The 11,937-nt window shown below is 71.1% G+C and carries 9 protein-coding genes; 2 read left to right on the plus strand and 7 right to left on the minus strand.

The genetic code is table 11. The annotated features are described in order from the left end of the window. Window positions 1-140 precede the first annotated feature (140 nt). The 7 genes from NVS89_RS15525 to NVS89_RS15555 form a co-directional block, all read right to left on the minus strand. Entirely contained in the window at window positions 141-848 is a 708-nt protein-coding gene (locus NVS89_RS15525) for a response regulator (RefSeq protein WP_258733675.1), read from the minus strand. Next, window positions 845-3,571: an ATP-binding protein gene (locus NVS89_RS15530; RefSeq protein WP_258733676.1), complete on the minus strand. Its 2,727-nt coding sequence runs from the start codon at window positions 3,569-3,571 to the stop codon at window positions 845-847. The genes NVS89_RS15525 and NVS89_RS15530 overlap by 4 nt, the downstream gene beginning before the upstream one ends. 18 nt (window positions 3,572-3,589) lie before the next feature. After that, window positions 3,590-4,180 (minus strand): potassium-transporting ATPase subunit KdpC, encoded by a 591-nt coding sequence (kdpC, locus tag NVS89_RS15535; RefSeq protein ID WP_258733677.1) that lies wholly within the window; start codon window positions 4,178-4,180, stop codon window positions 3,590-3,592. 12 nt (window positions 4,181-4,192) lie between these two features. Beyond that, window positions 4,193-6,235: a potassium-transporting ATPase subunit KdpB gene (gene kdpB, locus NVS89_RS15540; RefSeq protein WP_258733678.1), complete on the minus strand. Its 2,043-nt coding sequence runs from the start codon at window positions 6,233-6,235 to the stop codon at window positions 4,193-4,195. A 9-nt stretch (window positions 6,236-6,244) separates the two neighbouring features. Beyond that, complete coding sequence (kdpA, locus tag NVS89_RS15545) at window positions 6,245-7,936, minus strand: potassium-transporting ATPase subunit KdpA (RefSeq protein WP_258733679.1); 1,692 nt, start codon at window positions 7,934-7,936, stop codon at window positions 6,245-6,247. A gap of 9 nt (window positions 7,937-7,945) precedes the next feature. Then, window positions 7,946-8,050, minus strand: a complete 105-nt coding sequence (kdpF, locus tag NVS89_RS15550) for a K(+)-transporting ATPase subunit F (protein WP_258733680.1) — start codon at window positions 8,048-8,050, stop codon at window positions 7,946-7,948. A gap of 261 nt (window positions 8,051-8,311) precedes the next feature. Next, window positions 8,312-9,580: a flavin monoamine oxidase family protein gene (locus NVS89_RS15555; protein ID WP_258733681.1), complete on the minus strand. Its 1,269-nt coding sequence runs from the start codon at window positions 9,578-9,580 to the stop codon at window positions 8,312-8,314. 297 nt (window positions 9,581-9,877) lie between these two features. Between NVS89_RS15555 and NVS89_RS15560 the strand changes: the two genes are divergently transcribed. Together NVS89_RS15560 and NVS89_RS15565 are read left to right on the plus strand one after the other, a co-directional pair. Further along, window positions 9,878-11,353: a DUF1254 domain-containing protein gene (locus NVS89_RS15560; protein WP_258733682.1), complete on the plus strand. Its 1,476-nt coding sequence runs from the start codon at window positions 9,878-9,880 to the stop codon at window positions 11,351-11,353. Between the two features lie 205 nt (window positions 11,354-11,558). Beyond that, window positions 11,559-11,921, plus strand: coding sequence for a SpoIIAA family protein (locus tag NVS89_RS15565; RefSeq protein WP_258733683.1), 363 nt, complete (start codon window positions 11,559-11,561; stop codon window positions 11,919-11,921). Window positions 11,922-11,937: the final 16 nt, after the last annotated feature.

Below are 11,937 nucleotides of genomic sequence, written 5' to 3' on the forward strand. Positions count from 1 at the left end.
GCGCGGGGGCGCATGGCCGCAAACCCGCCTGCCGGGCACGCATCGCCCGAGGCTCCTGCAAAATCGGTTTTTCGGGCGGCGCGATCAAGCGCCAAACCGCGGACCGGCGCGAAAGCCGGTCCGGCGACAGAGCGGATTGCCTACGCCTCGGCCAGCCGGTAGCCGACGCCCGGCTCGGTGATGATGAGGCGCGGATCGGCGGCCTCGTCGCCCAGCTTGTCGCGGATATGCCCGATGGCGATGCGCAGATAATGGGTATCGTCGGCATGGGCCGGTCCCCACACGGTCGTCAGGAACTGGCGGTGGGCGATCAGCCGGCCGGGATGACGGGCGAGCAGCGCCAGCACGTCGAACTCCTTGCGGGTCAGCTTCACCTCGCGCCCCGCCATCCGCACCGCCCGGTTGGCGAAGTTGACGCTGAGCGGGCCGATCACCTGTTCGGCGGGCTCGGCCGCGCGGTCGAGACGGTTGCGCAGCAGCGCCCGCAGGCGGGCGAGCAGCTCGCCGGTGGCGAAGGGCTTGGTTACATAGTCGTCCGCCCCGGCATCGAGCGCGGCGATCTTCTCGCCCTCGGCGTCGCGTACCGACAGGACAAGGATCGGCACCCGCGACCAGCCGCGAATGGCCGCGATCACCGCCTTGCCGTCCATGTCCGGCAGGCCGAGATCGAGCACCACGCAATCGGGCGCCGAGGTCGCCGCAAGCTCGATCCCCGCGCGCCCGCGGTCGGCTTCGAGGCTGTCATAGCCGCCGCTCGCCAGCGCGATCTTCAGGAAGCGCCGTATCGGTGCGTCGTCCTCGACGACGAGGATGCGGACGGAGGGGGTCTCGGCGGGGGTCTCGGTCATGCACCGTCGTCCAGGGGCGTGGCGGCGAGCGGCAGCCTGAGCGTGATGGCGGCACCGCGCCCGCCGGCCCCGGCCTGCGCCTTCACCCGCCCGCCGTGAGCTTCCACAAGCCCGCGCACGATGGCAAGGCCGAGCCCGGTGCCGGCGGGACGCGCATCGCCCTGCGTGACGCGGTGGAACAGGTCGAACACGCGCTCGCGTTCGCCTTCGGGAATGCCCGGCCCCTGGTCGGCGACGGTGATCGCCGCCTCCCCGCCCTCGGCGCGGGCGGAAAGCAAGATGGTGGTGCCCGGCGGGGCGTATTTGGCGGCGTTCTCCAGCACGTTGGTCAGGGCCTGGCCGATCAGCACCGGGTCGACGTCGAGCATGGGCAGGTCGCGCGGGATCGCCACTTCCACCCGGTGCCCGGCGAGGATGCGCGCGAGGTCGCTGCGTACCCGCCCGACGATCTCGCCGAGCTCGACCGGCGCGCGTTTGGGACTGAGCGCCCCGTGCCCGAGGCGCGTCATGTCGAGCAGGTTCTGCACGTAGCGGTCGAGCCGTCTCGCCTCGTCCAGCGCCGTGAGGACCAGCTCGCGCCGGTCCGCCGCATTGAGCGTCCCGGCCTCGCCCTCGGCGAGGGTCGAGACGGTGCCGATCACCGTGGCGAGCGGGGTACGCAGATCGTGGCTCACCGAATTGAGCAGCGCGCCGCGCAGGCGCTCGCTCTCGGCCGAGACGCGGGCATCGGCCAGCTCCTCGGCGAGGCGCGCCCGCTCGATCGCCACCGCCACCTGGTCCTCGACCGCGAGCAGCAGCCGCCGCGTCTCGGGATCGAGGCCCCGGCTGCGGTCGCGGAACCGTACGCCGATAACCCCGAGCGCCCGCTCGCCGGCGGCGAGAGGCACGAACAGCCATTCGCTCATCGGCAATGTAGCGGTGCCCGAGCCGGCCGGCTCGTTCTTCTCGAACGCCCACCGCGCCGCGCCCTCCGCCCCGGCGTCCAGCTCCTCGATGGTGGGATGGCCCTGCACCTGCTCGAGCGTACCAGCCGCGTCCGGCATCAGGATCAGCGACTGGCAGTCGAGCGTCGCCGCGATGTGGTAGGCGCCGGCCCAGAGCACGTCGTCGGAATTGCCGGCTGCGGCGATCTTGCGGGCGAAGTCGTAGAGCGTCTCGGTGCGCCTCTGGGCGGCACGCACGGTCTCGACCTGCGCCTTCAGCCGGCCGGCCAGTGTGCCCGTGAACACCGCGCCGACGAGGAAGACGAGGATTGAGACGATGTCCTCGGGATTGCTGACCGCGAGGGTGTAGTAGGGCTCGGTGTAGAAGAAATTATAGGCCATCGAGCCCAGCGCCGTCGCCACCAGCGAGGCCGCGAGCCCGTGCCGGGCGCCCACCACCAGAACCGCGGTGAGGTAGATCGCCGAGATCGCCCCGCCCGGTATCGCGTCCCACATGGCGATCGGCCAGGCGGCGAGGCTGGCAACCGCGATCGCCGCCACCGCCAGCGCATAGCCGCGCCAGTCCGGCTCCAGCAGGTGCGCGCGCCCCGCACCGCGCCGGGCGGGGCGGCCATGGGCGGTCACCACCGTCACCTCGAAATCGGTCGCCTCGTCCAGCAGCCGGTCGGCGACGTGCTCGCGGAACAGGAACACCAGCCGGTCGCGCCAGGAGGCGCGCGAGCGGGCCCGGCCGACCACCACCCGCGAGACGTTGCGTGCCCGCGCATAGTGCAGGAGCTCGGCGACGACGTCGGATTCGGCGTGCAGCGTCGTTGTCTCCGCCCCCAGCGTCTCGGCGAGGCGAAGCGCGTCCATGGTCGCGGCGCGCGCGCCGGCCGGCATCGCCTCGTGGCGCGGAGTGAGGACGGTGGCGACGATCCAGGGGATCCTCGCCCGCTCCGCCATGCGCTTGCCCGCCCGCACCAGCGCCTTGGCAACCGGCGCCTCGTTGACGCAGACGAGGAGGCGCTCCTCGGTCGGCCAGGGGCCGCGGACCGCATTGGCCTGCATGTAGGCCAGCATCTCCGCGTCCACCCGGCTTGCCGCCGTGCGCAGGGCGAGCTCGCGCAGCGCCGTCAGGTTGCCGCGCGAGAAGAAATTGTCGAGCGCCCGCCCGACCTGGTGGGGCACGTAGACCTTGCCCTCCTTCAGGCGCTTGATCAGTTCCTCCGGCGGCAGGTCGATCAGCTCGATGTCGTCGGCCCGCTGCAGCACCTGGTCGGGCACCGTCTCGGCGACCTTGACCCCGGTGATGCGCGCGACGATGTCGTTGAGGCTCTCAATGTGCTGGATGTTGAGCGTAGTGGTGACGTCGATGCCGGCGTCCAGCACCTCCAGCACATCCTGCCAGCGCTTGGGATGGCGCGATCCGGGGGCGTTGGTGTGGGCGAACTCGTCGATGAGGGCGAGCTGCGGGCGGCGGGCGAGCAGCGCGTCGAGGTCGAGCTCGCTCAGCGTCTGCCCGCGATACTCCACCATCCGGCGCGGAAGCTGCTCGAGCGGGCCGAGCAGGCCGGCGGTCTCCGCGCGGCCATGGGTCTCGACCAGCGCCACCACCACGTCGACGCCGGCGCGCTGGCGGGCGCGCGCTTCGCCGATCATGGCGAAGGTCTTGCCGACCCCGGGCGCGGCGCCGAGGAAGACCTTCAGCCGGCCGGGACCGCCGCGCTGGCGCGCCTCGGTGCGGGCCTCCTCCAGAAAAGCCTCCGGAGCGGGGCGCTCGTCGGCGGTGCTCGCCATCGGGACGTGCCTTGCGCGTCAGTGATCGAGGCCGTCGAGGGCGAGGTTGAGCGCCAGCACGTTGACGCGCAGCTCGCCGAGAAGGCCGAAGGTGCGCGCCATGATATGGCGGGTGACGAGCCCGCGCACCAGCGCTTCGTCGAGCCCGCGCGCCTTCGCGACCCGCGCGACCTGGAACAGCGCCGCCCCGGGCGAGACGTCCGGGTCGAGCCCGGAGGCCGAGGCCGTTGCGAGGTCCGCCGGCACCGGGCCGCCGCCGAGCGCGGCGACGCGCGTGCGCACCTCGTCCGCCAGCGCGGCCGAGCTCGGGCCGAGGTTGGAGCCGGCCGAACTCGCGCCGTTATAGGGGCTGGCGACGCTCGCCGAGGGATCGTTCGGATCGGGACCCATGGTCGCCGAGGGCCGGCCGTGGAAATAGCGTTCGGCGGCGAAGGCCTGGCCGACGAGCGCCGACCCGACGACCCGGCCCTCGACCGTCACCGGCGAGCCATTGGCGGCGGAGGGAAACGCGGCCTGCGCGAGGCCGGTAATCGCCAGCGGATAGGCGAGGCCGGTCAGCAGGGTGAACAGCGCCAGCAGCACCAGCGCGGGACGCAGATGGGGGATCATGGCTCTCTCCGTTCAGGCGAGGTGCAGGAGGTCGACCAGGAGGTCGATCGCCTTGATGCCAATGAAGGGCACGACGAGCCCGCCCAGCCCGTAGATCATCAGGTTGCGGCCCAGCAGGGTCGCGGCGGGCGCGGGCGAATAGCGCACGCCCTTCAGCGCGATCGGGATCAGCGCGACGATGACCAGCGCGTTGAAGATGATGGCGGACAGGATGGCCGATTGCGGCGTGCCGAGCCCCATCACGTCGAGCACCGCGAGACCCGGATAGGCGGTCACGAACAGCGCCGGCAGGATGGCGAAGTATTTCGCGACATCGTTCGCCACCGAGAAGGTGGTGAGCGCGCCGCGCGAGATGAGGAGCTGCTTGCCGACCATGACGATCTCGATGAGCTTGGTCGGGTCGCTGTCGAGGTCGATCAGGTTGCCGGCCTCCTTGGCGGCGGGCGTGCCCGAATTCATCGCCACGCCGACATCGGCCTGCGCCAGCGCCGGCGCGTCGTTGGAGCCGTCGCCGCACATGGCGACGAGGCGGCCCTCCGCCTGCTCGCGGCGGATCAGCTCAAGCTTCCGCTCCGGCGTCGCCTCGGCGAGGAAGTCGTCCACCCCCGCCTCGGCGGCGATGGCGGCGGCGGTGAGCGGGTTGTCGCCGGTGATCATCACCGTGCGGATGCCCATGCGCCGCAACTCGGCGAAGCGCTCGCGGATGGCGGGCTTCACCACGTCCTTGAGATGGATCACCCCGAACACGCGTCCGTCCCGCGCCACGACCAGCGGCGTGCCGCCGGAGGAGCCGATGCGCTTGACGATCTGGTCGACCGCCGGGCTCAGCGGCGCGCCGGTGAGGGCCGCCATCGCGTCCGAGGCGCCCTTGCGGATCGTGACGCCGCCCGGAAGGTCGACGCCCGACATGCGGGTATGGGCGCTGAAGGGCACGAAGCTCGCCGCGCCCGCCTGCGCGGCGTCGAAGCCGAAGTCGCGCGCCGCCAGATCGACGATCGAGCGTCCCTCCGGCGTGTCGTCGGCGAGCGAGGCGAGGAAGGCGGCCTCGGCGAGCTGGCGCGCGGAGATGCCCGGCGCCGGCTCGAAGGCGTCCGCCATGCGGTTGCCGAAGGTGATGGTGCCGGTCTTGTCGAGCAGCAGCACGTCGATGTCGCCCGCCGCCTCCACTGCCCGGCCGGACTTGGCGATGACGTTCGCCTTCACCAGCCGGTCCATTCCGGCGATGCCGATGGCCGAGAGCAGCCCGCCGATGGTGGTCGGGATCAGGGTGACGAACAGCGCCGCGAGATAGACCACCGGGATGGTCGTGCCGGACCAGGCGGCGAAGAAGGGCAGCGTCGTCACCACCAGCAGGAAGACGAGGGTGAGGCCCGCAAGCAGGATGTCGAGGGCGATCTCGTTGGGCGTCTTCTGGCGCTTCGCCCCTTCCACCAGCGCGATCATGCGGTCGAGGAAGGTCTCGCCGGGCCTCGCGCTGACGCGCACCACCAGCCAGTCGGAGACGAGGCGCGTGCCGCCGGTGAGCGAGGAGCGGTCGCCGCCGGATTCGCGGATCACCGGTGCGCTTTCGCCGGTGATGGCGCTCTCGTCCACCGAGGCCACGCCCTCCACCACCTCGCCGTCGGTGGGAACGATGTCGCCCGCCTCGACGAGGATCAGCTCGCCGATCTCCAGGCGATCGACGTCGCGCACGCGGAACCCGGTGCGCTGCCGCGGGTCGGCGATCACCTTCGCCTGCACGCTCGATCGGGTGGCGCGGAAGGCGTCGGCACGGGCCCTGCCCCGCCCCTCGGCGACCGCCTCGGCGAAATTGGCGAACAGCACCGTGAACCACAGCCACACGGTGATCTGCAGGCCGATCGCGAAGGCCGGCCCGCCTTGCAACCCCTCGCGCACCACCAGCACGGTGGAGAGGAGGCTCACCAGCGCGGTGGAGAAGATCACCGGATTGCGTGCCAGCGACCTCGGATCGAGCTTGCGCAGCGCCTGGCCCATGGCCGGGACGATGATGTCCGGCGCCAGCAGGCCGAACTCGACGGGAGAATGCTTGCTCATGGGATGCCTCTAGAAGGTCCGGCCGGCCAGCAGCGAAACCTGTTCCGCGATGGGGCCGAGGGCGAGGACGGGCAGGAAGGTGAGCGCGCCCACGATGAGGATGGTGGCGATGAGGAGCGTCACGAACAGCGCGCCATGGGTGGGGAAGGTGCCGGCGGTCTCCGCCGCCGTCTTCTTGGCGGCGAGGCTGCCGGCGATGGCGAGGATGGGGATGATGTAGCCGTAGCGCCCGAGCATCATGGCAATGCCGAGAAAGGTGTCGTGCCAGGGCGTGTCGGCGGAAAAGCCGGCGAAGGCCGAGCCGTTGTTCCCCGTTGCCGAGGAATAGGCATAGAGCAGCTCCGACAGGCCGTGCGGCCCCGGATTGGGCGCCGAGCCCTGCGCCGTGCCGGCCGCGATGGCGAGCGCGGCGAGGACGAGTACGCCGAGCGGCATGACGAGCAGCGTCACCGCGGCGAGCTTCACCTCGCGGGCCTCGATCTTCTTGCCGAGATATTCGGGCGTGCGCCCGACCATCAGCCCGGCGAGGAAGACGGTGAGGACCACGAACAGCAGCATGCCGGTGAGCCCGACGCCGACCCCACCGAACACCACTTCGCCGAGCTGGATGTTGAGCATGGCGACAAGCCCGCCCAGCGGCGTGAAGCTGTCATGCATGGCGTTCACCGAGCCGTTGGAGGCGGCGGTGGTGGCGGCGGCCCACAGCGTCGAGCCGAGGAGGCCGAAGCGCACCTCCTTGCCTTCCATGTTGCCGGACACGGTCTCCACCAGCCCGGCCTGCAGCGGGTTACCGGCCCGCTCGGCGGCGTAGATCGCGGCGAAGCCCGCCAGGAACAGCAGCGCCATGGCGGCGAACAGCGCCCGCCCCTGCCGGCGGTCGCCCACCATGCGGCCATAGGTGAAGCAGAAGCCGGCCGGCAGGGCGAGGATGGCGAGCGTCGAGATGAAATTGCTCAGCGCGGTCGGGTTTTCCAGCGGGTGGGCCGAGTTGACGTTGAAGAAGCCGCCGCCATTGGTGCCGAGCTGCTTGATGGCCACCTGGCTCGCCACCGGGCCGAGCGCGATGGTCTGCTTGGCGCCCTCCAGCGTCGTCGCGTCGAAGGCGGAGGCGAGCGTCTGCGGCATGCCGCAGAAGGCGAAGACGAGCGCGAGGAGGACGGCGCCCGGCAGCAGCACGTAGAGCGTGGCGCGGACGAGATCGACCCAGAAATTGCCGATCGCCCTCGCCTGCCGCGCGGCAAAGCCCCGCGCCACGGCGGCCGCGACCGCCATGCCGGTGGCGGCGGAGAGGAAGTTCTGCGTCGTGAGGCCCGCCATCTGGCTGAAATTGGAGAGCGTGGTCTCCCCGCCATAGGCCTGCCAATTGGTGTTGGTGACGAAGGAAATGGCGGTGTTGAAGGCGAGCCGGGGGGAAAGGCCGGCGAAGCCCTGCGGGTTGAGCGGCAAATGGCCCTGCCCCACCAGCACGAGGAACAGCAGCGCGAAGCCGGCCGCGTTGAAGACGAGCAGCGCGAGCGCGTAGGCGCTCCAGTACTGGCTCTGCCGCGCGCCGGCACCCGCCGCGCCGAGCAGAGCCCGCTCGACGGGCGCGAGGAAGCGTACCTCGCCGGCGAAGACCGCCGCCATATAGGCGCCGAGCGGGACGGCGATGGCCGTCAGCAGGACCGCGTAGAGGACGAACTGAAGGAGATCGCTGGTCATGGCGCGCCCTCAGAACAGCTCGGGGCGCAGCAGCGCCGCGAGCAGATAGACGAAGAGCAGGACGGCCACGCCGAGGCCGAGGACGAGATCGAGAGGGATGGATGAAAAAGCCATGGCGCGCCTCACAGACGGTCCGCTGCGAGGACCGCCGCGCCGGCAAGGGCGAAGAGCACCAGCCCGCCGCCGAGATAGATGAGCATGTCCATGATGGTGAGCTCCGGTTTTGATGACCCGGAGCTACCCGTGAGCAGCGTAAAGGCGATAGGCGGAAACGCGGAAAGCGCGTAACGCCGGCGTAAAGCCGGGCGGTCCCCGCGCCGTGCAGCCAATGTGAGAGGCGCCGAGGGGGCGGCTTCCGGCCTCAGTCGTGCGCGGTCAGCCCTTCGCGCCGGCTCCCGCGCGGCTGGGACGGAGGGTGAGCGCGGCCATCGCCTCGCCGGCTGCGCGCATGCCGGTCTCATAGGCGCCATGGGCGGTCGAGAAGTCGGTCGGGTGGGTCGCCTCGCCGGCGAAGAACAGGCGATCCTCGAACGGCCGGGCGAGCGCGAGACGGGACGGCGCACAGCCCGGCCGCGCATAGCTGTAGCCGCCGCCGATGGTGGGCGTCGCGGCCCAGTCGGAGGCCATGAAGGGCCTGAGGCAGCCGCGCACCGAGGCGCCGAACAGGCCGGCAAGCTCATCGATGGCGCGCGCATAGGCCGCCTCGTGGCCTTCCGCCTCCGCGGCGCGGGCCCCGGCGCCGCCGAGGAAGCACTCGATCACCGGCCGGCCCAACGGGCGGATGTAGTACGCACCGGTGGCGGGGTCGTCGATGGCGCCGAGCACATGTGTCTCGGGCTCGAAGGGGCCGGTTCCGACGATCTCGAGGAACAGCTTCTCGTTGCGGCCGAGCGGCAGGCGCGTCGCCGCCTCGCGCCAGGGGTCGAGGCCGGCCGGCCACCTGATGGACTCGCCGGCCAGCACATGGGTCGAGGCGGTGACGATGGCGGCCCGGCAGCGCACCGTACCGGCCGGCGTCGCCAGCGCCACGCCATCCGCCTTAAGCGTGACCGCCTCGACCGGCGTCGCGAGCCGGAGCGACGTGTCGGCCGGAAGGCTGCTCGCGATCAGCGTCCCGTATCCCGCCCGCACCCGCCAGTTCCGATAGGTGGAGGCCTCGCTATAGGCGACATAGTCGCGCGCGGAGATGCGCTCCAGCTCGTCCCCGCTGATATAGCCGCTGAGCGCCTCAAGATAGGCGGTCCAGCGCCCGCCCGGCTCCAGTGCGTCGGAAGCCCGGTCGCTTGCCGGAGGCTCGGCCGCCAGCCGCTCGCTCCAGTCGTCGAAGGCCTGCCGGGCCGCGCGCCACTGCTCGGCCGGGGCGCCCAGATCGCCATATTGCGCGCCCCAGCCGGGCTCGCTGCGGTCGATGGCGAAGCCCACCTCCTCGGCGATGCCGCACCACGGGTTGCGGTCGGCCGAATGCAGCCAGCCGCAGCCGAGATCGACCGCGATGCCCGCCGCCTCGCGGGTCCAGGCACGGCCGCCGACGCGTGGGAGCGCTTCCAGCACCAGCACGGAAAGCCCGGTGCCGACGAGGCGCCGCGCCGCCCCTACGCCGGCCGCACCGGCGCCGATGATCGCGATATCGGCATCGTAGGCCATGGTGGATTCCCGATTGCTGGATGGAGCGAGCCTGACGACCGGCTACTCCCGAACGGCCGCACGGCGCAAGTGGAGCCGTAGGCCGCCGGCGCGCAAGCGTCGACCCGCCCCACGGCCTTACCGTTGGAAAGGGCGCGGCGAGCGGGTATTCTGGAACGCGCGCCCCGGGCCGGGTTCCCGCACGTGCGCGCCACAGGACAAGTCGTGCCTTGAGACCGCGTCGAAACTTATGCGGGAGGCAAACGCACCATGAAAAACATTAGAAACGTCTTGAGCTTAGGGGCCGCCGTTGCAACGATGGTTGCGCTGGTGCCGGCCCTCGCCGGCGCGCAATCCCCGCCCCGCTACGCGCCGGACGTGCCGGCCAAGATCACGACGCCCGAGACCGTGGAGACGCGCATCGGCACGCTGCGCTTTCCCAATGGCGTCCCCGATGCCGCGACCGCGCAGAAGGCATTCGACCAGCTCGACTTCGGCCGTGGGATCGACGCCTTCCTGCAGGGCATGTCGGCGACCTCGGTCCATGCGCTGTGCCGGGGCATGGCGGAGGCCGGGGCGCCGGCCAATAAGGGCATCGGCATCGCCGAAAGTCTCCTCGACGCCCGTTCGCTGTTCCTGACCGCCAACACCACCACCGTCTACGCCATGCTCTGCCTCGACCTCGCGGCGGGGCCGATGGTCGTTCGCATTCCCCCACGCGTGCTCGGGCCGGTCGACGACGCCGATTTCCGATGGGTCACCGATGTCGGGCTGACCGGCCCGGACGGCGGCAAGGGCGGCGACTATCTGTTCGTGCCGCCGGGCTACACGGGGAGCCTGCCGGCGGACGGTTTCCGCGTCGCGAAGCCGCGCACCAACCGGCTGCTGGTCTTCTACCGCGCCTTCGTCGAGAAGGGCGACATCGCGGCGGCGGTGGCCGGGGTCAGGGCGAAAGCGGCCGTGTTCGCGCTGTCCGACGCCGCGAACCCGCCGACGACGCCCTTCGTCGACCTCTCCGGCCGAAAGTTCAACACGATCAGCGCCAACGATTTCAGCTTCTACGAGGAGCTGAACGACGTGGTGCAGAACGAGCCGGCCGACTGGGTGGAGCCGGACGAGGTCGGCCTCTATGCGGCCATCGGCATCCGCAAGGGCCAGCCCTTCGCGCCGGATGCGCGGATGAAGGCGATCCTGACCGACGCCGTGGCGGTGGGGAACGCCATCGCCCGCACCAACCTGTTCGCCTCCCGCGACCCGGCGACCCGGATCTATGCCGACCGGCAATGGTTCACGGCGTTCGTGGGCGGCAGCTACCGGTTCCTCGACGGCGCGGCGCGGCGCCTCGACGCGCGCATGATGTTCTTCTACTACGCGACCGGCATCACCCCGGCCATGACCGAAGCCCGGCCGGGCACCGGCTCGGCCTATGCCATCACCGTGCGCGATGCGGCGGGCGATTATCTCGACGGCGGCCGCACCTACCGGGTGACGCTGCCCGGCCCGATACCCGCCAAGGATTTCTGGTCCTTCACCGTCTACGACAACGTGACCCGCTCGCTGCTTCCAACCGACCAGAAGCTGGCCGGGATCGACAGCACGCTGCCGGACGTGAAGCCGAACCCGGATGGCGGCGTCACGGTGTGGTTCGGGCCGAGCGCGCCGGCCGGCAAGGAGGCGAACTGGGTCCAGACCACCGCCGGCACGGGCTACAACATCATCCTGCGCCTCTACGGACCGCTCGAACCGTGGTTCGACCAGACCTGGCGACCGGGCGACATGACGCCCGCGCCCTAGGCGTTGCGCCCCGCACGGCAGGCAAGCCGCCCGGCATCACATCCGGCCGATGCCGGGCGGGAGCGGCTTGCCCTGCCCTTTCTCCACAATATCTGATGCGGAGGGGTCGGCAGCCGAAGCCCCGCCGCACCTCGGGTGACACGAGGCCGGACGTCCCGGCGCTGGGCTCGCTTCCGCGCGGAGCCGGCGGCAGAAGGAGGACGACATGATCGAACTGCTTGAAGGCTTTCCCCCGAACGTCGTGGCGGTCCGCGCATCGGGCCAGATCAGCAGCAAGGACTACGAGACCGTGCTGACGCCGAAGGTCGAGGCCGCGTTCGCGACGCATGGCAAGGTCAGCGTCTATTACGAGGTGAAAGGCGACACACTCGGCTTCGAGCCGGGGGCGATGTGGGCCGATCTCAGATTGGGCATGGGCCACATCGCGGGCTGGGACAAGGTCGCCGTGGTCACCGACATCCCCTGGCTGCGGCACGCCACCGAGTTCTTCCGCTTCATGATGCCCGCCGAGGCCCGGGTGTTCGGGCTCGCCGAGGCCGACGCCGCCCGGACCTGGATCAGCGCCTGAACCGGCGATCCGCCGC

Source organism: Ancylobacter mangrovi (assembly GCF_024752355.1).
Taxonomy (GTDB): domain Bacteria; phylum Pseudomonadota; class Alphaproteobacteria; order Rhizobiales; family Xanthobacteraceae; genus Ancylobacter; species Ancylobacter mangrovi.

What these genes read in the sequence shown, in the direction of transcription:
- NVS89_RS15525 (WP_258733675.1), bottom strand. Translation starts at nt 848, where the DNA reads ATGACCGAGACCCCCGCCGAGACCCCCTCCGTCCGCATCCTCGTCGTC.
- NVS89_RS15530 (WP_258733676.1), bottom strand. Translation starts at nt 3,571, where the DNA reads ATGGCGAGCACCGCCGACGAGCGCCCCGCTCCGGAGGCTTTTCTGGAG.
- kdpC (WP_258733677.1), bottom strand. Translation starts at nt 4,180, where the DNA reads ATGATCCCCCATCTGCGTCCCGCGCTGGTGCTGCTGGCGCTGTTCACC.
- kdpB (WP_258733678.1), bottom strand. Translation starts at nt 6,235, where the DNA reads ATGAGCAAGCATTCTCCCGTCGAGTTCGGCCTGCTGGCGCCGGACATC.
- kdpA (WP_258733679.1), bottom strand. Translation starts at nt 7,936, where the DNA reads ATGACCAGCGATCTCCTTCAGTTCGTCCTCTACGCGGTCCTGCTGACG.
- kdpF (WP_258733680.1), bottom strand. Translation starts at nt 8,050, where the DNA reads ATGGCTTTTTCATCCATCCCTCTCGATCTCGTCCTCGGCCTCGGCGTG.
- NVS89_RS15555 (WP_258733681.1), bottom strand. Translation starts at nt 9,580, where the DNA reads ATGGCCTACGATGCCGATATCGCGATCATCGGCGCCGGTGCGGCCGGC.
- NVS89_RS15560 (WP_258733682.1), top strand. Translation starts at nt 9,878, where the DNA reads ATGGTTGCGCTGGTGCCGGCCCTCGCCGGCGCGCAATCCCCGCCCCGC.
- NVS89_RS15565 (WP_258733683.1), top strand. Translation starts at nt 11,559, where the DNA reads ATGATCGAACTGCTTGAAGGCTTTCCCCCGAACGTCGTGGCGGTCCGC.